The sequence below is a fragment of the Nonomuraea helvata genome, assembly GCF_039535785.1.
Lineage (GTDB): Bacteria > Actinomycetota > Actinomycetes > Streptosporangiales > Streptosporangiaceae > Nonomuraea > Nonomuraea helvata.
This window is the reverse complement of the sequence record NZ_BAAAXV010000012.1, coordinates 300,224-319,325: the sequence shown is the minus strand read 5'-3', so window position 1 is coordinate 319,325 and position 19,102 is coordinate 300,224. Positions and strand designations below refer to the sequence as shown.

Genomic DNA, 19,102 nt, shown 5'->3' with positions numbered 1-19,102 from the left:
CCTATCCGGTGACCAGTGCCGAAGGGTCGCGCTCGGGCGGGCCGGCGGGCCACCATGCGCCGTCGCGCATCGTGAAGGGGTACCAGCGGCCGTCGCGGCCGTAACGCAGTTGCAGGGCACCGAGGGTCCAGCGGTTGCGCCACGCCTCCACCTGCGGTGGGCTCTCGCCCTCCCATCCGGCTTCCAGCAGCGCCTGCGCCCTGGCCAGGTCCTGGCGGGGCGGCGTCCAGGCGCTCTCGAGCACGTCGACGCCCTGCGGGCCGCCGTACCTCCAGGCCTGCACCGCCGCCTCGAGCCCGAGGTCGAGGTCGTGGTCGGCGGCCAGGCGCACCCGGTCCTGGTACTCGGTGAGCTCCGGCAGGCGCCCGTGCAGCAGCACCTCGCGTGCCCGGGAGGCGGCCGAGGCGGCCAGCACCCGCAGGGCGGCCACGTCCACGCCGGACGCCCGGCCGGCGGGCGCGTCCGCGCCGGTCGCCCGATCCGCGGGCGCGTCCAGGGCGGGCGGGGCGAAGGCGACCTCCAGCGGCGGGGGATCGGGCAGCGGTGGCACGCGGGCCGCGAACGCCTCGGCCACCGCCACACCGCCGGCCGCCCGCGCGGTGTCCTCGGCCGGTGCCTCGTCGCCGGGAGCGCCGCGGCGCTGGAGCGCCTCGATCAGCTCGCGCTCGCCGCGCCCGCGCATCAGCAGCAGCACGAACGGGTCCGCGTCCAGCAGCCACGACGCCTGGTAACACAGGGCGGCGGCATGCTTGCAGGGATGGCCCCAGTCGGGACAGGAGCACTCGGGCTCCAGGTCGCCGACGGCGGGCAGCAGCGGCACGGCGGCGTCCTCGGCGGCTTCGACCAGGTCATGGGGCATGTCGCGGTCGAGCAGCGCGGCTATGTGGCCGCTCTTGGCGGCGACCTGGTCGAGGAAGCGTTCCCAGGCGGCGTCGGTGAGCTGCTCGACGCGTACGACGGTGTCGTACTCGCTCTCGGCGACGGCGGCGAGGCGCCCGGGGCTGACGGTGATGGGGCCGATCTGCCCGGTCTTGGCGTAGCCGCGGCCCTTGCGCAGCAGGCCGTGATCCAGCGAGGTGTCCTCCATGGCCTGGACCCAGGCGCGCCCCCACCAGGAGGTGGCGAAGCGGGCCCCGGCGCGCTGCGGAGGGAAGGCGGGGAAGCCACGTGCGTCGTCATTGCTGATGTTCATCTGAGCTCCACAAGCGCGTCAAGTTCGGCGTCGGTCAGCTCGGTGAGGGCGGCTTCGCCGGAGGCGAGCACGGCCTCGGCGAGCGCGCGCTTGGCGGCGAGCATCTCGGCGATGCGGTCCTCGATCGTGCCCTCGGCGATCAGGCGGTGCACCTGGACGGGACGGGTCTGGCCGATCCGGTAGGCGCGGTCGGTGGCCTGGTCTTCAACGGCCGGGTTCCACCAGCGGTCGTAGTGGATGACGTGGTCGGCGCGGGTGAGGTTCAGGCCGGTGCCGGCGGCCTTCAGCGAGAGCAGGAACACCGGGGCCCGGCCGTCCTGGAAGCGGGCGACCATCTCCTCGCGGCGGGCGACCGGGGTGCCGCCGTGCAGGAGCTGCGTGCTCACGCCCCTGGAGGTCAGGTGCCGTTCCAGGAGGCGGGCCATGGTGACGTACTGGGTGAAGACCAGCGCCGCGCCGTCCTCGGCGACGATGGTGTCGACGAGCTCGTCCAGCAGCTCCAGCTTGCCCGAGCGGCCGGGCAGGCGCGGCTCGCTCTCGTGCAGGTACTGGGCGGGGTGGTTGCAGATCTGCTTGAGCCCGGTCAGGAGCTTGACGATGAGCCCGCGCCTGGCCATGCCGCGCGCGTTGGCGATCTGGGCCATGATCTCGCGTACGACGGCCTGGTACAGGCCGGCCTGCTCGGTGGTGAGCGCGACGGGACGGTCGGTCTCGGTCTTGGGCGGCAGCTCGGGTGCGATGCCGGGGTCGCTCTTGCGGCGGCGCAGCAGGAACGGCCCGACCAGCCGCGACAGGCGCTCGGCCGTCTCGCCGTCACCGGACTCGACGGGCTTGGCCCACCGTGCCCTGAACCTGGCCAGCGGGCCCAGCAGTCCCGGCGTCGTCCAGTCGAGGATGGCCCACAGCTCCGACAGGTTGTTCTCCACGGGGGTGCCGGTCAGCGCGACGCGGGCGGCGGCGGGGATCTCCCGCAGCGCCTTGGCGGTGCCGGAGGCGGGGTTCTTGACGTGCTGGGCCTCGTCGGCGACCAGCAGACCCCACGGGTGCGCGGCCAGGCGGGCCGCGTCCATGCGCATGGTGCCGTACGTGGTCAGCACGAACCCGTCCTCGGCCAGCGTGCGGCTGGACCCGTGGAAGCGGCGCACGGGCACGCCGGGCGCGAACCTGGCGATCTCCCGCTCCCAGTTGCCCAGCAACGAGGCCGGGCACACGACGAGCGTGGGGCCGTTGCCTGAGCGGTGCAGATGCAGGGCGATGAGCGTGATCGTCTTGCCCAGGCCCATGTCGTCGGCCAGGCAGCCGCCCAGGCCGAGCGAGGTGAGCCGGGCCAGCCAGCGCAGCCCGGCCAGCTGGTAGTCGCGCAACATGGCGGCCAGCCCGCCTGGCGGATCGACGTCGGCGGGCTCGGACAGGCGTTCGCGCAGCTCGCGCAGCCAGGCGGTGGGCTCGACGGCGACCTGTTCACCCTCGACCTCGACCGTGCCGGTCAGGGCGGCGCCGAGCGCCTCGATGCCGGTCAGAGGCTTGAGGTCGCGTTGGCGGGCCTTGCGGGCCAGGTCGGGGTCTATGAGGACCCACTGGTCGCGCAGCCGTACGACGGGGCGGTGCGCCTCGGCCAGCCGGTCCATCTCCTCGGCGGTCAGGCGCCGGCCGCCGAGTGCGAGCTGCCAGTCGAAGCTCGTCAGGTGCTGCCCGCCGAGGAACGACGGCAGGTCCGACGGCTTGCTGTCGCGTTCGCCGATGACGGCGCGGGCACTGAGGCCGCGTACGAGGGCCTTGGGCCAGTGCACCTCGACTCCGGCGGCGGCCAGGCGCTCGGCGGCTCCGGCCAGGAGGTCCTCGACGTCGCCGTCGGTGAGCGTGAGCTCGTCGGGGACGGCGCTGTCGAGCAGGCGCTCAAGGCGGGGCCAGGTACGGGCGGCGCGGCGTACGGCCAGGGTGGCCTCGATCCTGGCGCGGGGGCCGAAGCCCCGGTCATGGCCGCGCCACAGGTCGGCGGCGTCGACGACGAGCGAAGGGTCGGCCAGGCTGTGCAGCTGGGCGACGGCGCGGAACTCGGCGGCGGCCAGGTCGTCGGCCTCCAGGCGCAGCGACAGCCGTACGCCGGAGTCGAGCCCGGCCGCCATCTCCTCGGCCCAGGGGCGCAGGTGCGGGACCTTGACGGGTTTGGCGGCGGCGTAGGCGGTCAGGCCGGTGGCCCGTACGGCGCCGGGGGAGCGGGGCATGGCGTCGGCGACCGCGTCGAGGAACGCCCGCACCAGCGGCTCCGCCTCGGGCAACCGCACCTCGCCCGGCTGCTCGTCACCGGCACGGCCACCCGTCTCGTCTCCGGAGTGGCCACTCGTCTCGGCCATGTGGGCGGCCTGTGCCGGATCCCCGGCGCGGAGCTCCGTCACGCCCGCGGCACGCGGCGTGTCGGCGTCGGCGGATGCCGGCCCGCCACTCGTGGTCGGTCCGCCGCCGGGCGTGGAGGCGGGCCGGTCGTTGTGGGTCGGGCTCAGGACGTCCCGTGAAGTCGCGCTCAGGTCGCGGCCTGCGGCCCCGGGGTCGGGTGAGGTCCCGTCGGGATGGAGGGGGAGGGCGCGAGCCGAGGCAGGCATGGCGGCGGCCAGCTCGCGGATGCGCTGGATGTCGGCCGCGTCCAGCGGCCCCGCGCGCCAGGAGTCGTGGTCGCCCGCCGTCACGCCCGGCAGGATGCGGCCCCGGGTGACGAGCTGGAGTGCCACCAGCGCGACCGCGCCCCAGAAGCGGGCCGCCGGGTGGGCCTGCTGGTCCATGCGCGCCCTGGCCAGCGCCGCAACCGCCTCGCCCACCGGGACGAGCGTGGCCGCGACCTGCCGGGTGTCCCCGTCGGGCCGGGCCACCGTCACCGTGGACGGCCCGTCCGGGTCGAGGAAGACCATGTTTCCGGACCTGGGCGGGTCGCCGGGTTGGAAGACTGCCGAGTGCCGTACCAGATCCGTCATAGAGGTCACGGCCGTACAGTGTACGGTACGGCGAGGGTGTGGTTTACCACACCAAGCGATCAGAAGCCCGCCTCATTCCCGGCATATCCGACCTTCCATAGCCTGGGGCCCATGACTGATTGGCTGGTTGGACTGATGGACAGTCTCGGAGCGCCCGGGGCTGGGCTCGCGATCGCGCTGGAGAACCTGTTCCCGCCCCTGCCCAGTGAGGTGATCCTGCCCCTGTCCGGCTTCACCGCCGCAAGGGGCCAGATGGACCTGCTGGACGTGCTGGTGTGCACGACGCTCGGCTCGGTCATCGGGGCGCTGGCGCTGTACTGGGTGGGGGCGCTGCTGGGCAGGGAGCGCACGCTGGCCATCGCCGCCAAACTGCCGCTGGTCAAGCCGTCCGACATCGAGAAGACCGAGGCGTGGTTCCTCAAGCACGGCCGCAAGACGGTGTTCTTCGGCCGGATGATCCCCCTCTTCCGCAGCCTCATCTCGATCCCGGCGGGCGTGGAGCGGATGCCGCTGATGACGTTCACGCTGCTGACGACCGCCGGCAGCCTCATCTGGAACACCATCTTCGTGATGGCCGGGTACCTGCTGGGCGACAACTGGGAGCTGGTGGAGACCTATGTGGGCGTCGGCACCAACATGGTGATCGCGCTGGTGGCGCTGGCCGTCGTGGTGTTCGTCGTCGTGCGGCTGGCCGAGCGGCGCAAGGGCCGGCATGCGTCTCGCCGCTGAGGGGCTGCGGCTGCTCGGCGCGGTGGCGCTGGGCGCCGTGACCGCGCTGATCGAGCTGGCGTTCCTGCTCCTGACGCTCCCGTCCCTGGGCAACCCGAACGTCGGCGCGGCGGCCCGGCGGCTGGCCCGACTCGAGGCCCGCCGCCTGCGCCTGGACTTCGATGCCCTGCGGGAGGGCGGCCCGCTGCCCTACCTGGCGGCCCGCGCCCCGGTGGGCGTCCTGGGCGGGCTGGTGATCGCGTTGCTCGTGTTCGGGGCGCACATGGGGGTCCTCGTCCTCGCGGCGTGGGCGCGTGGCGAGCCGTTCGACGGGATGCGGCCGTCGGTCCCGCTGGTCGCCTACTTCGGGGTGGGCGGGGTCGTGCTGCTGTTCCTCGAGCTGTCGGGCGTGGTCGGGGTGCACGCGCTGGAGCGGCGGCTGGCGCTGCGCATGCTGGGTCCAGACCCGACGCGGGCGCTGGAGCGCAGGATCGCCGAGCTGGCCGAGAGCCGGGCCGGGATCGTGGCCGCGGTCGACTCCGAGCGCCGCCGCATCGAGCGGGACCTGCACGACGGGCTGCAGCAGCGCCTGGTGGCGCTGTCGATGCTGATCGGCCGCGCTCGGCGGGGCCGGTCCGAGCTGCTGGAGCAGGCGCACCAGGAGGCCCAGCAGGCGCTGGCCGAGCTGCGCGAGGTGGCCTGGCGGGTCTACCCGAGCGGCCTGGACTCCCTGGGCCTGGAAGAGGCCCTGGCAGGGGTGGCCGAGCGTTCGGGCGTGCCGGTACAGGTAGCCTGCGACCTGCGGCGTCGGCCGCCCATGGCGGTGGAGACGGCGGCGTACTTCGTGGTGTGCGAGGCGGTCACCAACGCCGCCAAGCACGCCGGCGCCACGCTCATCACGGTCGAGGTGCACGAGGAGGACGCCACGGTGGTCGTACGGGTGCGAGACGACGGCGCGGGCGGCGCCCAGGCGACGGGCGGCGGCCTGTCCGGGCTGGCCAGGCGGGTGGCGGCGCTGGACGGCGGCTTCGAGGTGAGCAGCCCGGCGGGCGGGCCGACCACGGTCACGGCGGTGCTGCCGTGCGGGTGATCCTGGCCGAGGACTCCACGCTGCTGCGCGAGGGCCTGGTACGGCTGCTGCTCGAGGAGGGCCACAAGGTGCCGGCCGCGGTCAGTGACGGCGACGCCTTGGTGGCGGCCGTGGCCGAGCACCGCCCGGACGTCGTGGTGGTGGACGTACGCATGCCGCCGACCCACACCGACGAGGGCCTGCGCGCGGCGCTGGAGATCAGGCGGCGCTGGAGCGAGGTCAAGGTGCTGGTGCTGTCGCAGTACGTGGAGAAGCGGTACGCCACCGAGCTGATGAGCGCGGACGTCGAGGGCGTCGGCTACCTGCTGAAGGACCGGGTGGCGCAGGTGGGCGACTTCCTGGACGCGCTGGAGCGGGTGGGCGCGGGCGGGGCGGCGTTCGATCCGGAGGTGGTGCGCCAACTGCTGGCCCGCACGACGCAGGTGGACCCCCTGGCGCGGCTGACGGCGCGGGAGAGGGAGGTGCTGGAGCTGATGGCGCAGGGGCTGACCAACGCCTCGATCGCCCAGGCGCTGCACGTGTCGCAGAGCGCGGTGGAGAAGCACGTGAACTCCCTGTTCGACAAGCTGCGGCTGTCGCACACCACCGGCTACAGCCGCCGGGTGCTGGCCGTCCTGCACTTCCTGAAGTCCTGACAACTGAAGTCGTCTTGACAATCTTATTTGTCGGTGGAATGGTTGAGGCATTCCACCGACAGTTTGGGCATTTCGCCGACAAAGGAGCTGAACAGGTCATGAGCAAGACCGTCGCGGCCAAGCTGCTCATCAAGCCGGAGGCCAGAGTGTGGATCTCCGACGCCGCCCACCTGCCCCTGGTCGAGCCGCTGCCCGAGGGCGCCCGCCACGTCGAGGACCTCAAGGAGGCTGACGTTGCGCTCCTCTTCGCGCCCGACGCCGCCTCGGTCCGGCAGATCCTGGACCGGCACCGCGACCAGGTCACGGAGCCGCCGGTCGTGTGGGTCGCCTACCCCAAGGGGAACAAGGCGGACATCAACCGTGACACGCTCTGGCCGATCGTGGGCGAGTACGGGCTGCGTCCCAACGGGCAGGTGGCGGTGGACGAGGTGTGGTCGGCGCTCCGCTTCCGCGCGCTCAAGGAGGGCGAGGCCCCGTTCACCGGCGGCAGGCAGGGGTAGCCGCGCCCGTAGGCCACTGCAGGAGATTGGCGGGGTGCCCTCAACACTCCACTGTCCCTGTACGAACGCGTGCCACTGCACGAAAACAGGTGATCGGGGCGTTCGATCCTGCCCGGCCTCCGGTGCGGCAGTGTCACCGGCCGACTCATAGGTTCGGCCAGAGGATGAAAAGAGGGTAGGCACGCCGGCTGGGCCGGTCGCCGATCTCCTTGATCGCCGCACGGATCTCGTGCAGGTGACCGGTGGTCATCTGCAGTGGGGGCTCGTCAGGCTGGTAGGTGGTGCGGACCGGGTAGTCCACGCCTGGCTGCCTGGTCATCTCGATGTGGCAGCCGAGCACGTGGGTGACCGGCCGGCGGGCGGAGAAGTCGATCAGGCGGTCGATGGTCTCGGCGAAGGCCGGCCAGTCCTGGATGTAGAGACGGCCCGGGTAGACCGTGTCGCCGGTGAGCAGGAACCCGGTCCACCGGTCGTAGAACGTGACCGCCGCCTCATGATGGCCCGGGGTGGCCAGGCACTCCACCACACGGCCTCCCAGGTCGACCTGCGCCACGGCGTCGGGATCCGCGCTGAACCCGAAGTACTCCCAGGCGGCGACCAGGTCCGCGGCGACCACCGTGGTGTCGGAGCGGTCGCTGAACTGACCGTCGCCCGAGACGTGGTCGCCGTGCGGGTGGGTGTGCAGCACCAGCAGGTGGTACTCCTCCCGGGGGTGGCGGGTGAGCCAGCCGGCGACGAGCTCATCGACCACCCGGCGCAAGGGGAAGAACTCGGCCGATGCCGTGGCCCCGGTGTCGATCAACACCGCGCGTGCGTTCCCGAACAGCAGGAACAGGAACGGCGCCTCGTAGTTGATCGCCATGTTCTGCCGCAAGATGAACGTGTGCTCGTCGTACGCGTGCACCTGGATGTCCGGATCGGTGTTGTGCTTGGCCGACGGCGAGCCGTGAATCCACCGGACGTCCAGCGCGCGAGGCCGTGGAGTCACTCCGGCGAAATCGATCAGGGGCCTGCCCGCATCCATGACGTCTCCTTCGAGTGCGTCGTCTTCGCAGGCCGGGTACGGCGCACATCTCGTCCGGGGCAAGCACTTGCGGGCTTCCACGGCGAAGCTACCACGACAGCGATCAGCCGCTCTCCGCCGCCGCGGATCGTCCTGGGTGTCGGTTCCCGCCTCCCCTTGCACACCCGCCTCCCATTTTCGCTACCATAGGTATCGATACTTTCAGTAGCGAAACTATCCGACCCAGGAGAAGACATGAGTAAGATCATCGAGAGGAAGCAGCCGCCGGCCGGCGTCCAGCTGCGCGGCCAGGCCGGGGGAGAGGCGCCGGACTGGCTGGCGATGACGGCCGAGGAGCTGGTCGCGTACCGCGACGAGGAGAACCGCAGGCGGGCGTCCCCCGCGGCGCGGGCGATCACCGGCGATCCGGACCCGGGCACCGCGATCCAGTGGCAGGAGATCGCGCTGTCCGGCCGCGAGCTCCGGGTCCGGGTGTACCGGCCCTCGCCGGAGCACGTCGACGGGGCCGGCCTGCCACTTGTGCTCCATGTGCACGGAGGCGGGTTCGTGGGCACGGCGGTGCAGAGCGACTGGGTGAACAGCCACCTCGCCGCCCAGCTGCCCGCGGTCGTCGTCTCGGTCGAGCACCGCCTCCTCGACCCCGAGACCCCGCTGGCAGCGGCGGCCGACGACGGCTGGGACGTGCTCCGGAACGTGGTGCGGCACGCCGCGCAGTGGGGCGTCGACCCATCGCGTACCGCCGTCTTCGGCGAGAGCGCCGGCGCGTTGATCAGTGCCCTGGCGGCGATCCGGGCCAGAGAGTCCGGCCTGATCCTGCGGGCGCAGGTGCTGGTCAACCCCGCTGCCGACCTGACCGAGACGATGTTCGACCACGCCTCAGTCACCGAGTACGCCGACAGCCCGACCCTCACCGTGCCGCAATTGCGGCTGTTCCACCGGTTCGCCGTTCCGCCGGGAACCGATCCTCGTGCGCTGTCGCCGCTGTATGCCGACGACCTGAGCGGGCTGGCCCCGGCGCTCGTGGTGGTGCCGACCCACGACCCGGTGGCCGATCACGGCCGCTGTTACGCCGAACGACTGCGCGCGGCCGGCACGCCCACGCGGCTCACCGAATATCCCGGAGCGGGGCACGCGTTCCTCAGCATGCCGAACGTGGTGCCGCAGGCCAAGGCCGCGCGGGAGGAGATCCTCGCGTTCCTCCGAGAGGCCCTCACCGGGTGACGGCTCCCGGTCTGCCGGGGTGCGCTCCACGCTGCCACGGTCCCGCGCGAGCGGCGGACCGGAGCCGAGCCTGCTGCCGGTGGCGGCGCCCGCCTGTTCACCGGCGGCCCGGCCGTTCACCGACAGCCCGCCCGTTCGCCGGCGGCCCGGCCGGCCTCCTGCTGGTCGCCGGCCGCCGCCGACAGCGGCGTGATCCACCGGCCGTACGACCGGGGCCACACCTGCGCCCGCAAGGGCAAAGTAGTGGCTGAACCGCCGACTGCGCCCCAGCCGTTGCGGGGTGCCGTCGTCCGTCCTCAACGCGCAACCAGTTCGCGGTCCGGCTGGGGGACGGTGCCCTGCGAGATCCGCAAGTGGGCCGGCAAGCTCACCGAGGAGGACCGGCGTGCGCTCAGCCCGCTGTTCTGGGCCCATGTAAACCCCTTACGGCCGGTTCCGGCCGTAAGGGGTTTACATGGGCACCCGGCTCGACGGCAATAGGGCAGGGGCGACGGCTCGCTCTGGAGGAACGCTGTGATGGCGGCGGCGTCGCGCTCGTTGTTGTCGTCGAGGCCGTTCCACGTGCGGTGTCCTTGACGCCGGGCATGTATTGGGCACCGGTGGTCAGGAGCTACTCAGGTGCCGAGCGAAGAATCGGATCGAGCTGTCGATTTCGAAAGACGGGATTCGGAAATGGCCGCCGGGGTTGGCATGCAGGGTTTTCTCGGCGGAGCCGAGTGCGTCGAACAGCTTCATGACCGAGTCCCGCGGAGCGCCTTCATCGTCCCACTGCAGTACGAACTCGACCGGGATCGTGATCCGCGCCGCGATGTCGATGAGCCAGTCGCTTCCGACGAGGCCCAAGACCGCGGCTGTGATCCGAGGTTCCGCCGCGACGAGGCGGATGCCCATCTCACCGCCCTGGGACAGGCCGTAGTACCCGACGGGCTGGCTGTCGCCGACGGAATCCAGTTTCTGGAGCGCGTCGAGGGTGGTCTGCCAGTCGGGGATGAGCTGCGCCGCCACGGTTTCGTTGAGGGCGGGCCACTCCGGGAAGGACCGGAAGGGCTCGCCCGCGGCCTCGTGTTCCTGGAGGAGTGCGACGAGCCGCCGGATTTCCGGGTGTTCCGGCCTGTCGCCGGTCCCTGGGGCGTCGATCGCGGCGACCGCGAAGCCGCAGGACGTGACGTAGGGGAAGGCCCGGGAGACGACCTCCCATCCCTTCTTGTGCTGGCCGCCGCCATGCCCGATCAGGACCAGTGGGCGGGGACCGGTGCCCTCGGCGGGCGTCCAGAGCACCCCAGGGATATCTCCAATGGTGAAGAGTTGTTCGCGGATGCCGTCGGTGCACGTTTCCGAGGTGATGCGCATGGCGGTATTAGACCGGCATTCCCGCTGACGCGCGAGTCGATTATCTGCCCGTCATTAACCGGCTGCTAGGAAGGACATCCGAGGGTCATTGGCCCACATGACACTAGCGGTAGGCCGTTCTTCAGAAGGCGATCGATGGGAGCGGCTTGGGGCGGAAGTCCGGCCGGCGCGCTCTTCGCCCAGCAGTCATGGCAGCGGCCGCACCGCAGATGGCAAGGCAGCCCGGAACAGAACCACGTCTGCCCGTACGTGACTGTCTATTACATACACGGCCTGTGATCCGGGGCGGGTATCACGATTGCCTCGGAACACAGCGCCACGAGATCCTTGGGTGGCCCGAAGCACGGGCCGATCCGAGGTTGGGTACTCAGCGTCTGGTCTCGTACCTGGTCAGGAGTACGCCGTCGGGGAACGTCCGGGTCTCCATCAGAGTCAGGTTCACCCAGTTGTCCAGGGCCGTAAAGAACGGCGTGCCGTTGCCCACCAAGACCGGTGCGGTGACCAGCACGTACTCGTCGATCAGCCCTGCCCGCATGGCCGCTGCGGCGAGTGTGGCGCCGCCGATGTCCATGGGGCCACCGTCCTCGGCCTTGAGCCGGGTGATCTCGGTGACCGCGTCGCCGGTGACCAGGCGGGTGTTCCAGTCGACCGTGCTGGCCCTCGAGGAGAACACCACCTTCGGCATGTCTCGCCAGCGGCGGGCGTACTCGATCTCCGCCGGTGTGGCGCCAGGATGCTGGTCGGCGGTCGGCCAGTGGGAGCTCATCATCTCCCACAGTTTGCGCCCGTACAGCGCCAGGCCCGTCGCGCCCACCCGGTCGGACCACCACTGGAACAGCTCGTCGCTCGGTACGCTCCAGCCGAGGTCGTCACCGGGTGCGGCGACGTAGCCGTCCAGGCTCAGGTTCATGGCAAAGGTCAGTTTCCGCATGGCGTCAGCCTCCTGTGAGTCGGTACTCGGTGTACAGACCAACACGACGAGGAAAATCATCGGTCAGGCCACAGCGAGGGCCGGTTCACCACCACGCCAGTCCGCCGCGAGAACACCAGCCGGTGCCTGCCTGACGGGCCCAGGCCATGAACACCCCGAACCCGGCTCGGGCCGCCAGGCGGCAGAACAGCTCGTGGGCGCGGAGTGCGACGCTGATGGGTCGTCCGATGCTGGGGCCGAACGTCCTGGCGCGCACCGATTTCCTGCACGCGACGCTGACCGCCGCCGCCTAAGGACTGTCGCACTTTGTGATCGGGGCCACGGTCAGCCAGGTGCCATGGCGCAAAAAGGACGAGTCGACCATCCGCGACGCCGCTGACAAATCCTGAGGGCGCAGCGCGCCGCGTATCCGACGCTGGCCGCGCACGGGCATCCCAGCGACAACGAGCTGGGACGACGCGTTCCACCGCGGCCTGGGCTGCCTGATCGACGGAATCCGCGCGAACACCGTCAGGGCCGCGTAGCCAGATTCAACCCCTGCCCCCTTGGAGGATGATCAGCGCATGTCGCTACTGGCTGCTCGGCTGTTCCTCCAGGCCGGAAGCACAAGAGATGATCAGCGTGATGAGGTCGCGCATCGGGGTCAGGAGGTCCGGGTAGGCCTTGGCGTTGAGGTCGTACAGGCGCAGGGCGCCGTTGCGCCGTACCGTCAGCAGATCCGCGTCGCGCAAGATCTTGAGATGGTGGGAGGTGGCGGGCTGGGACAGCTCCAGGTGCGCGGCGATGTCACCGACGCTGCGTGGGGCCGCGGACTCCAGGAGGAAGACGACGATCTCCTGCCTGCGCTCATCCCCCAGGGCGGTGAACAGCGGCCGGGTCCGCGCGAACTGCGCGAGGACGTCCTGGGCCTCGATCGAGCCGCTCATGCGGGCAATGAGTCACGCAGAGCGGACAGATGGCCGACCGGCAGCGTCCTGGCGGCGCCTTCGGCGATCCAGCCGTCCAGCATCAGCCGCGTCTGCGCGCTCACCTTCGTGAAATGCGTCTCCAGGTAGCTGCGCAGGTTGAAGGGGAGCAGCCATGGCAGCACGCGCAACGCCAAACCCACGGCCCAGGACGGGACGGAGACGGGAGCGCGCAGCCCGTGCTGAGCGGAGACCACGGCGACGGCCTCCCGGACGGACGCGGTAGCGCCCCGCAACCGTGTGCTCGACGCGGGCAGCCTCCAGCCGGAAGCCTCCAACTCGGCGATGTAGGGGATCATGCGGGCGGCGGCGAGCTCCCCCGCACCGGCCCGCGTCACCCGTTTGGCCCGCACGCCACCGGCCTGAAGCGCGGCGACGACCTGCGGGGCGCGCGCTCCGGTGACGCCCGCCGCCGAACCGGGTGGCACCCAGTACGCCACCCCCGGCGCGGGGACCTCTCGCTCCAGCGGCGCCTGGTAGGCGAGCAGCGTCGGGGTCACCTGGACGATCTGCTCCTGTGGCCAGACCCGGGCAAGGGTGCTCAGATCGCCCGGGTCCTGGCCGATGGTGACCACCGTCGCCGCTCCGGCCGCCGCGCGCAGCGCACGCGTCCACTCGCCTCGCAACGCGGGCGAATCCACGCAGAGCCACACCATGTCCCACTGTTCGCGGCGCGGCTCACTGATCACCTCGTACGGCACAATCCGCTCGCTCACCGGCGCTCGCCCCCGCCTGAGCCGGTACAGCGAAGCCCCTTCCCAGCTCTCCCAGCCCGGCCTCACCAGATAGCTGACCCGGGCCCCGGCCGCGGCCAGCCACAACCCGAAGACCTGCCCCAGCGCCCCGGCCCCGACAATCAGCACCTTTGACATCGCTGCTCCATATATCTAAATATTTGGATATGTGGAACATTATCATCGCAGAAGTCCCCAGCTTCCGCAGCGACCAGCGTGCCCTTGCCGGCCGCGGCGTCAGCCCTCGTCTCGCTCCCCGCCTACGCGGCCACCGCTGACCATCCGGCCGGCAACGGCGCCCGCAACCGCCACCGGTCGGCGCAGGCCGTACGGCAGAGCACGCCACAGCCGGTCGCGGCGCCGCCGGACGGCAAGCTACCGCATCATCGCCATCAGCTGCGGCAGGCTCGGGCTCGACCAGTCCACGCCGTGCTCCGTGCAGTGCGACAAGTACAAGGCGATCCGGGCCGCGTACGTCTTCTCGGTGTTGAACGCCCGGCCTGCCCCGCGCACACCCGCCAGATACGCCGTGGCTATGTCAACAGGCAGGGTGTCGCAGACAGAGCCGCGCCCTCATCGCTCTCGCACACATCCTGAAACTTCACAGGTGTAGCCGGCATCAGCCGGGTGACCACCCCGGATCGCATCGTCGCCGCGGTACCACTGACCGGATCCTTGGCTCGCGGCATGCGACCTCGTGTCGCACCTTGTCATAGCGGGCGGCGCAGCCCGTCCAGCACGAGGGTGATGACGTCGTCGGCCTCGGCCCGCCAGTCGGGGCGGTCATGGGCCGCGCCGATGCCGTGCAGCGCCATCATCACGGCCCCGGCACCCACGTCGTCGCGAACGGTGCCGTCCCGCACGGCGGCGGCCACCAGGTCGGTGACAGCCTGCTCCAGCGCCCGGCTGCCCTCGGCGAGGACGCCCGAGCGATCGGCCATGAGCGTGGCCAGCGTCCGGGCCAGGCCCTGATGGGCATCCATGTGGTCGACCATGCCGCGGAGGAAGGTCGCCAAAGCCTCCGCTGCGGGCAGCGTGGCCTGTAGCTGGCGGGCGCGGTCGCACAGCGCGGCGACTTCCCCGTGGTAGACCGCCTCGGCCAGTGCCTCCCGGGTGGGGAAGTGGCGGTACAGCGTGCCCGTGCCCACACCGGCCAGGCGGGCGAAGTCATCGAAGCGCAGGTCGAAGAAATCGCCGGCGTCGAACACCTCCCGGGCGGTGGCGAGCAGGGCCTCGCGCTTGCGCTGGGCGTCGGCCCGCAGCGGCTTGTCGGCGGTCATGCGCTACCTCGCGTTGACAAGTGGAGATGACCTCCATATTTTGAAAAGTGGAGATGACCTCCAAATCGATCGTACCCCACGAGGTGCAGCGTGAAGATCCTGATGTTCGGCCGAGGCGTGATCGCCACCATCTACGGCTGGGCCCTGCGACAGGCGGGACATGACGTCGAGTTCTACGTCCGGCCGGGTCGGGCGGCGACGTACGGGGACGCGGTGGACCTCGACCTGTTCGATACGCGGCGCCGAGTGTGGGGGCAGCGCGTCGCCGAGAAGTGGCCGGTGCGCTACCGCGAGGCGCTGGAGCCGGACCACGACTTCGACCTGATCGTGCTCAGCGTGCCGCACCACCGCCTCGCGGGCGCGACGGCCTTCCTGGCCCCGCGTGTCGGCCAGGCCACGGTGCTGATCTTCGGCAACATCTGGACCGAGCCGCTCGCCGCGATCGGCGCACTCCCCGCCGACCAGATCGCCTGGGGCTTTCCCCAGGCCGGTGGCGGTTTCGGCGCGGACGGCGTGCTCCACGGGGCATTGCTGCCGTCGGTCATCTTCGGCACCCTCGGCCGGCCCCCGACCGACCGGGAACGGGCCGTGCGCCAGGCGTTTCGCGAGGCCGGGCTCCGGATTAAGGAGCAGCCTGACTTCCGCGGCTGGCTGTGGGTCCATTTCGTGTCGGATGCCGGCCTGTTCTCGCAGGGCCTGCGGCTGGGTTCCCTGTCCGAACTGGCCGGGGCAATGGGCGACCTGCGCGAGGCGCTGCTGGCCGGCCGCGAACTGCTGCCGCTCCTCCAGGCGCGCGGCCTCGACCTGCGACGGCACCGGGGCGGTGTGCTGCTGTTCCGGGCGCCCACCTGGCTGACGGCACCCGTGCTCGCCTGGCTGACTGCTCATGTCGCGCCCGCGCGCGTGAGCCTCACGGCGCACTCCGACCCCGACGCCGAGGAGCCGCGCGAGGTCTGCCGGGACACCCTGGCCGAAGCACGACGGTTGGGCATCTCGGTACCGCGACTGGAAGCGGCGGAACCGAACTTCGCCCGCGAGGGGACGGGTCGAGTCTGAATCCACAACGGACCGCCCGGCCCGGCCGCCGGCCCACCGCAAGACGCGCCGCTGCGCGATCGTGAGCTGCGCATACGACCGCGACTGGCCACCCGCGACCAGCGTCAGCGAAGAACGGCCAGCGGACCGCACCTCCACCCACGACCTCCGATCGGTGCACGCGCCTGCCGAATGCCGACGCTCGACCGCGTTGCGCTCACCATGCCGACCACGCCACGCCGGATCCAGCGCTCCACTGGGCAACTGACCCCGGAGACCGACATCCCGCCACAGCAGATAGTCCTCATAGGACAGAAACCGCACTTCAGTCGAGTCCTCGTACCGCCCGTCTCCACGCCGACCAGCTCGGCTGCGAGTACGCCGAGTTCCCCGGCAACCATCTCGCCTTCATCTTCGACCCGCCGGCCTTCGCCACCGCCCTCATCCACGTCCTGGACCAGCTGGTCGACGGCGGCCATCCGGGACAGTGACGAGCCCTCCCTCGTAGGCGGCGATGACGAGCTGGGCCCGGTCCCTGGCGTGCAGTTTGGCCAGGAGACGGCCGATGTGGGTCTTGACCGTGCCGACGGTGAGGTGAAGGTGCCCGGCGATCTCGTAGTTGGACATTCCCTTACCGATGAGGGCGAGCACCTCACGCTCGCGTTGGGTGATCTCGTTGAGGTCTCGCACGGCCGGGGCGGGCTGAGGGCCCTGCAGGAACTCGGCGATGAGCCGGCGGGTCACGGTGGGCGCGAGCAGCGCCTCGCCGGAGGCGACGATCTGGATGGCGGCCAGGAGCTCCGTCGCGGTGGCGCTCTTGAGGAGGAAGCCGCTCGCACCTGCCTGTAGTGACGCGTACACGTATTCGTCGAGATCGAACGTCGTGAGGATCAGCACGCGGACGCCGGCACAATCCGGGGCAGCGCAGATCTTCCGTGTCGCCTCGATGCCATCCATATCGGGCATGCGCACGTCCATGAGAACGACGTCGGGCCGCCGCCGGCGGGCCAGGAGCACGGCCTCGGCGCCGGTGCCCGCCTCGCCCACGGTCGCCATCCCTGGCGTGGTGTCGATGAGGACTTTGAAGCTGTCGCGTACCAGAACCTGGTCCTCGGCGAGCACGACCCGGACGGGCGGGGGCGGGTGGTGCGAGGCGGTGTCGTCGGTCATGCCTCGGTGCCCCTCGGGTCGTAAGGCAGTCGAGCCGACACGCGAAAACCGCCTTCAGGCCGGCGGCCCGCATGGAACGTGCCGCCGTACATCTTCACCCGTTCGCGCATGCCGATGAGGCCGTGGCCGCCGTGGCGCGCTCGCGGCGGCCGGCCATGGCGGGAACCGTCGTCGACGACCTCGATCACGGCTTCCCGCCCGTCGATGTCCACGGTGACCGAGCAGCGGGTCGGTGCGGCATGAGTGATGACGTTGGTCAGAGCCTGTTGCACGATTCGGTACACCGACACCGCGACCGCAGGAGGTAACGCGGTCTCTTCGCGGACGGTCAGGTCAACCTCGACTCCGGCCGAGCGGGCGTGAGCGGCCAGCTCGGGCAGGTCCGCCGTACCGGGAACGGGCATTGGGGCCTGCTGGGGATCGCCGTCGGAGCGCAGGAGGTCGAGCACTCGGTGGATCTCGGTGAGCGTGCTCCGGCTGGTCTGCTCGATGACGGCCAGCGCGGCGCGTACCTCCTGCGGCCGGGCCTCGGCGACGTGGTTGGCCACGGTGGCCTTGACGGCGATCAGGCTCATGCTGTGGCCGATGACATCATGCAGCTCCCGGGCGATGTGCCTGCGCTCGTCGGCCACCGCCGCCTCGGCGAGATGGCGGACGAGGCGAGCGGTCGTGTCCCGCTTCCAGCGGACTGCCGTCCCGATGGCCCATCCGGCGGCCAGCAGCACACAGACCAGGCCGATCTCGATCGGCCAGGCCGGCGGCACCTCGCTGGGCTGCGCCGCGGGCGCGAGGCCAGGGAAGATCCGCTCGTAGAAGATCAGGACCGCGGTGACCGCGGCGGACGCGCAGGCCGCCAGGCCTACCACCGACCAGGCGACCGGGGTGGTGGCGGCCAGCACGTACAGCACCAGCACGGTCGGTACGAACGACAGCCAGATCGTGCCCGCCGCGACGGCGCCGGCCACGGCCGCCAGCCCGGCCGCGGCGCTTGCGAGAGCGAGCATGGCCCGCGGCCGGCGCCGCCGGACGGCGACCGGAAAGCTGACGACCGCAGCCACCGGCCAGGCCGACCAGGCGGGCCACCACGACGACGCCCCTGGCGGGTCGACGATGGCACACCCGATGAACAGCGCCAGGATGACCGCCACCACCGCATCGGCGACACCCTGTCCGCCGAGCCGCCGGCCAGCCCACTCCATGACCGGACGTTATCGCCTCGGCAGATCACCCGGCATCTGCCCACGGTAGGACTTCCCGCGTCCGCCCTGGGTCGTACCACTCGCCCGTGACCGGCGACCAAGATGCGACCCGAGCCGGACGCGCCCGCACCGCGCCGCCCATCACCATGCTGGTGCGCCGGCACACCGGGCCGAGACGCGCCGACATCGACCAGGCGGGCAGGAACCCATGAACATTGATCTCCGGGGGCGAATCACACGATGGCGACAGGCCGCCGCGGACCGCCGCGCGGCCAACGCGGCGGCCAGCGCGGCGGCCAACCTGGGCCGGCCACACCCGTTTCCCGGACGATGGGTGAGCGCCATCTCGCTGATCGGCGGCCCCGTACTGATCATGACCGGGACTCTCCTACGCTCCCCGTTCCACTTCTTCGTCCCTCACCAGCTTGTCGCCCACGCCGGGCACCCCGCCCTCATCACCGCCGCCTATACCTGCTTCGCCGCCGGGTTCGTGATGCTGTGGCCGGCGGTCATGACGCTGGCGCAGAGGATCGCCGCCACCAGCCCGCTGTGGGGGCTGTGGGGCGGCTGCCTGGTGATCGTCGGCCTGTTCACCCGGACCTTCCAGTTCGGCACCGATCACCTGGCCTTCCACCTGACTGACAGCCTCGGCCTGCGGACCATGCTCGACGGCATCGACGACTACTACGTGGCGTGGGGGGACACGCGCTGGCATCCGTTCAAGGCCATGTCCGGACCTGCCTTCTTCGGCTGGGTCGTGCTGGCCGTCGGCGCCTACCGCTCCGGCGTCCTGGGGCCGGTCCGCTCGGTCGCGCTCGGCCTGATGTCGGCGCTCGCGCTCGGGACGCTCAAAGGCACCCAACCGCAGTCCTTTATCGCCGTGGGCGGCCTCTGCGTCGCCCTCATCCCGCTGGGCATCTCCCTGCTGCGCAGCGGGCCCCCGCCGACCAGGCGCGCCATGGTCTGGGTCGTCGTCCTCGCCGTCGTGCACATCGTCATGACGGTCTACGGCCCACGGGGATGAACGGTGCCGGGGCGACGGTCAGCCACTCCGCGCTTGACAGGAAGTGGAAATGGCTGGACAACTTGCGGCCATGCATTT

General features: G+C 71.1%; 20 protein-coding genes and 1 riboswitch. Of the genes, 9 read left to right on the top strand and 11 right to left on the bottom strand.

Annotated features, from left to right (window positions below; all coding sequences use genetic code 11):
• Nucleotide 1: 1 nt before the first annotated feature.
• Both ABD830_RS51670 and ABD830_RS51665 read right to left on the bottom strand, forming a co-directional pair.
• The gene (locus ABD830_RS51670; protein ID WP_345002992.1) at nt 2–1,192 is read right to left on the bottom strand and encodes an SWIM zinc finger family protein; all 1,191 of its coding nucleotides are present in this window, start codon (nt 1,190–1,192) and stop codon (nt 2–4) included.
• On the bottom strand, nt 1,189–4,158 hold the full coding sequence (locus ABD830_RS51665) for a DEAD/DEAH box helicase (RefSeq protein ID WP_345003463.1): 2,970 nt from the start codon (nt 4,156–4,158) through the stop codon (nt 1,189–1,191). Before ABD830_RS51665 ends, ABD830_RS51670 begins: the two co-directional genes overlap by 4 nt.
• 111 nt (nt 4,159–4,269) lie before the next feature.
• Between ABD830_RS51665 and ABD830_RS51660 the strand changes: the two genes are divergently transcribed.
• The 4 genes from ABD830_RS51660 to ABD830_RS51645 all read left to right on the top strand — a co-directional run bounded on the left by ABD830_RS51660 (nt 4,270) and on the right by ABD830_RS51645 (nt 7,091).
• The gene (locus ABD830_RS51660) at nt 4,270–4,887 is read left to right on the top strand and encodes a DedA family protein (RefSeq protein WP_345002991.1); all 618 of its coding nucleotides are present in this window, start codon (nt 4,270–4,272) and stop codon (nt 4,885–4,887) included.
• Complete coding sequence (locus ABD830_RS51655; RefSeq protein WP_345002990.1) at nt 4,871–5,956, top strand: sensor histidine kinase; 1,086 nt, start codon at nt 4,871–4,873, stop codon at nt 5,954–5,956. Before ABD830_RS51660 ends, ABD830_RS51655 begins: the two co-directional genes overlap by 17 nt.
• Complete coding sequence (locus tag ABD830_RS51650; protein ID WP_345002989.1) at nt 5,947–6,591, top strand: response regulator; 645 nt, start codon at nt 5,947–5,949, stop codon at nt 6,589–6,591. Before ABD830_RS51655 ends, ABD830_RS51650 begins: the two co-directional genes overlap by 10 nt.
• 98 nt (nt 6,592–6,689) lie before the next feature.
• Entirely contained in the window at nt 6,690–7,091 is a 402-nt protein-coding gene (locus ABD830_RS51645) for a hypothetical protein (RefSeq protein WP_345002986.1), read from the top strand.
• Between the two features lie 145 nt (nt 7,092–7,236).
• On the opposite strand, the gene ABD830_RS51640 is transcribed toward ABD830_RS51645, so the two are convergent.
• The gene (locus ABD830_RS51640) at nt 7,237–8,115 is read right to left on the bottom strand and encodes an MBL fold metallo-hydrolase (RefSeq protein ID WP_345002985.1); all 879 of its coding nucleotides are present in this window, start codon (nt 8,113–8,115) and stop codon (nt 7,237–7,239) included.
• 13 nt (nt 8,116–8,128) lie between these two features.
• A riboswitch (guanidine-III (ykkC-III) riboswitch) is annotated at nt 8,129–8,191 on the bottom strand.
• A gap of 158 nt (nt 8,192–8,349) precedes the next feature.
• On the opposite strand from ABD830_RS51640, the gene ABD830_RS51635 reads away from it, so the two are divergent.
• Nucleotides 8,350–9,336 (top strand): alpha/beta hydrolase, encoded by a 987-nt coding sequence (locus ABD830_RS51635; protein ID WP_345002984.1) that lies wholly within the window; start codon nt 8,350–8,352, stop codon nt 9,334–9,336.
• A gap of 603 nt (nt 9,337–9,939) precedes the next feature.
• Here the strand turns inward: ABD830_RS51635 and ABD830_RS51630 are convergent.
• Nucleotides 9,940–10,686 carry a dienelactone hydrolase family protein gene (locus tag ABD830_RS51630; RefSeq protein WP_345002983.1) on the bottom strand — a complete coding sequence of 249 codons (747 nt, stop codon included), beginning with the start codon at nt 10,684–10,686 and terminating at the stop codon, nt 9,940–9,942.
• A gap of 367 nt (nt 10,687–11,053) precedes the next feature.
• On the bottom strand, nt 11,054–11,617 hold the full coding sequence (locus ABD830_RS51625; protein ID WP_345002982.1) for a dihydrofolate reductase family protein: 564 nt from the start codon (nt 11,615–11,617) through the stop codon (nt 11,054–11,056).
• Between the two features lie 146 nt (nt 11,618–11,763).
• Between ABD830_RS51625 and ABD830_RS51620 the strand changes: the two genes are divergently transcribed.
• Entirely contained in the window at nt 11,764–11,910 is a 147-nt protein-coding gene (locus ABD830_RS51620) for a hypothetical protein (protein WP_345002981.1), read from the top strand.
• 276 nt (nt 11,911–12,186) lie between these two features.
• Here the strand turns inward: ABD830_RS51620 and ABD830_RS51615 are convergent, their stop codons facing one another.
• The 4 genes from ABD830_RS51615 to ABD830_RS51600 form a co-directional block, all read right to left on the bottom strand.
• The gene (locus tag ABD830_RS51615) at nt 12,187–12,543 is read right to left on the bottom strand and encodes an ArsR/SmtB family transcription factor (protein WP_345002980.1); all 357 of its coding nucleotides are present in this window, start codon (nt 12,541–12,543) and stop codon (nt 12,187–12,189) included.
• Nucleotides 12,540–13,454, bottom strand: coding sequence for a ketopantoate reductase family protein (locus tag ABD830_RS51610; protein WP_345002979.1), 915 nt, complete (start codon nt 13,452–13,454; stop codon nt 12,540–12,542). Before ABD830_RS51610 ends, ABD830_RS51615 begins: the two co-directional genes overlap by 4 nt.
• Nucleotides 13,455–13,691: 237 nt before the next feature.
• A complete protein-coding gene (locus tag ABD830_RS51605) occupies nt 13,692–13,829 on the bottom strand; it encodes a hypothetical protein (RefSeq protein WP_345002978.1) in 138 nt (45 codons plus the stop codon).
• Between the two features lie 197 nt (nt 13,830–14,026).
• Nucleotides 14,027–14,596, bottom strand: a complete 570-nt coding sequence (locus ABD830_RS51600; RefSeq protein ID WP_345002977.1) for a TetR/AcrR family transcriptional regulator — start codon at nt 14,594–14,596, stop codon at nt 14,027–14,029.
• A 90-nt stretch (nt 14,597–14,686) separates the two neighbouring features.
• On the opposite strand from ABD830_RS51600, the gene ABD830_RS51595 reads away from it, so the two are divergent.
• A complete protein-coding gene (locus ABD830_RS51595) occupies nt 14,687–15,652 on the top strand; it encodes a ketopantoate reductase family protein (protein WP_345002976.1) in 966 nt (321 codons plus the stop codon).
• A gap of 420 nt (nt 15,653–16,072) precedes the next feature.
• On the opposite strand, the gene ABD830_RS51590 is transcribed toward ABD830_RS51595, so the two are convergent.
• Both ABD830_RS51590 and ABD830_RS51585 read right to left on the bottom strand, forming a co-directional pair.
• Nucleotides 16,073–16,801 (bottom strand): response regulator, encoded by a 729-nt coding sequence (locus tag ABD830_RS51590; RefSeq protein ID WP_345002975.1) that lies wholly within the window; start codon nt 16,799–16,801, stop codon nt 16,073–16,075.
• Nucleotides 16,798–18,000, bottom strand: a complete 1,203-nt coding sequence (locus ABD830_RS51585; protein ID WP_345002974.1) for a sensor histidine kinase — start codon at nt 17,998–18,000, stop codon at nt 16,798–16,800. Before ABD830_RS51585 ends, ABD830_RS51590 begins: the two co-directional genes overlap by 4 nt.
• Before the next feature lie 86 nt (nt 18,001–18,086).
• Between ABD830_RS51585 and ABD830_RS51580 the strand changes: the two genes are divergently transcribed.
• Nucleotides 18,087–18,212, top strand: a complete 126-nt coding sequence (locus ABD830_RS51580) for a hypothetical protein (RefSeq protein WP_345002973.1) — start codon at nt 18,087–18,089, stop codon at nt 18,210–18,212.
• Nucleotides 18,209–19,024, top strand: coding sequence for a hypothetical protein (locus ABD830_RS51575; RefSeq protein WP_345002972.1), 816 nt, complete (start codon nt 18,209–18,211; stop codon nt 19,022–19,024). The genes ABD830_RS51580 and ABD830_RS51575 overlap by 4 nt, the downstream gene beginning before the upstream one ends.
• Nucleotides 19,025–19,102: the final 78 nt, after the last annotated feature.

What these genes read in the sequence shown, in the direction of transcription:
- ABD830_RS51590 (WP_345002975.1), bottom strand. Translation starts at nt 16,801, where the DNA reads ATGACCGACGACACCGCCTCGCACCACCCGCCCCCGCCCGTCCGGGTC.
- ABD830_RS51645 (WP_345002986.1), top strand. Translation starts at nt 6,690, where the DNA reads ATGAGCAAGACCGTCGCGGCCAAGCTGCTCATCAAGCCGGAGGCCAGA.
- ABD830_RS51585 (WP_345002974.1), bottom strand. Translation starts at nt 18,000, where the DNA reads ATGGAGTGGGCTGGCCGGCGGCTCGGCGGACAGGGTGTCGCCGATGCG.
- ABD830_RS51635 (WP_345002984.1), top strand. Translation starts at nt 8,350, where the DNA reads ATGAGTAAGATCATCGAGAGGAAGCAGCCGCCGGCCGGCGTCCAGCTG.
- ABD830_RS51655 (WP_345002990.1), top strand. Translation starts at nt 4,871, where the DNA reads ATGCGTCTCGCCGCTGAGGGGCTGCGGCTGCTCGGCGCGGTGGCGCTG.
- ABD830_RS51610 (WP_345002979.1), bottom strand. Translation starts at nt 13,454, where the DNA reads ATGTCAAAGGTGCTGATTGTCGGGGCCGGGGCGCTGGGGCAGGTCTTC.
- ABD830_RS51670 (WP_345002992.1), bottom strand. Translation starts at nt 1,192, where the DNA reads ATGAACATCAGCAATGACGACGCACGTGGCTTCCCCGCCTTCCCTCCG.
- ABD830_RS51620 (WP_345002981.1), top strand. Translation starts at nt 11,764, where the DNA reads ATGAACACCCCGAACCCGGCTCGGGCCGCCAGGCGGCAGAACAGCTCG.
- ABD830_RS51660 (WP_345002991.1), top strand. Translation starts at nt 4,270, where the DNA reads ATGACTGATTGGCTGGTTGGACTGATGGACAGTCTCGGAGCGCCCGGG.
- ABD830_RS51575 (WP_345002972.1), top strand. Translation starts at nt 18,209, where the DNA reads ATGAACATTGATCTCCGGGGGCGAATCACACGATGGCGACAGGCCGCC.
- ABD830_RS51625 (WP_345002982.1), bottom strand. Translation starts at nt 11,617, where the DNA reads ATGCGGAAACTGACCTTTGCCATGAACCTGAGCCTGGACGGCTACGTC.
- ABD830_RS51640 (WP_345002985.1), bottom strand. Translation starts at nt 8,115, where the DNA reads ATGGATGCGGGCAGGCCCCTGATCGATTTCGCCGGAGTGACTCCACGG.
- ABD830_RS51665 (WP_345003463.1), bottom strand. Translation starts at nt 4,158, where the DNA reads ATGACGGATCTGGTACGGCACTCGGCAGTCTTCCAACCCGGCGACCCG.
- ABD830_RS51600 (WP_345002977.1), bottom strand. Translation starts at nt 14,596, where the DNA reads ATGACCGCCGACAAGCCGCTGCGGGCCGACGCCCAGCGCAAGCGCGAG.
- ABD830_RS51630 (WP_345002983.1), bottom strand. Translation starts at nt 10,686, where the DNA reads ATGCGCATCACCTCGGAAACGTGCACCGACGGCATCCGCGAACAACTC.
- ABD830_RS51615 (WP_345002980.1), bottom strand. Translation starts at nt 12,543, where the DNA reads ATGAGCGGCTCGATCGAGGCCCAGGACGTCCTCGCGCAGTTCGCGCGG.